The organism is Anabaena sp. CCY 9402-a (assembly GCF_963920945.1).
GTDB lineage: Bacteria > Cyanobacteriota > Cyanobacteriia > Cyanobacteriales > Nostocaceae > Trichormus > Trichormus minutissimus.
The window spans coordinates 1-328 of sequence record NZ_CAWUDL010000224.1; the positions used below are offsets into that span (position 1 = coordinate 1).

The window sequence follows — 328 nt, forward strand, 5'->3', positions numbered from 1 at the left end:
TTCAGGCACTTATCCAATATATCTAACCTCCCCACTATTGTCAACTCCTTTTTTTTGAAAAAGTTTCCTCACTCTTTTCTGTCTCCTCTAAACTCGCTACAGTAGGGCTTTCTAGGCAACAATTTTGTATCCACTGTCCTGACTCAAGGAGAAAAAAGCGTGAATTTTCAGTCGGTCATAGCTACTTTGCATCAGTTTTGGTCTGCTCATGGTTGTTTGATTGCCCAGCCTTACGATATGGAGAAGGGCGCCGGTACTAAAAATCCTCAGACCTTCTTACGCGCTTTAGGCCCTGAACCTTGGTCTGTTTCTTATGTTGAACCTTGTC

The 328-nt window shown here is 43.0% G+C and carries 1 protein-coding gene; it reads left to right on the forward strand.

The window, feature by feature from the left end; genetic code table 11:
- Window positions 1-159 precede the first annotated feature (159 nt).
- A partial coding sequence (locus tag ACM0OR_RS28400) for a glycine--tRNA ligase subunit alpha (RefSeq protein WP_414579743.1) occupies window positions 160-328 on the forward strand: 169 nt, incomplete at its 3' end.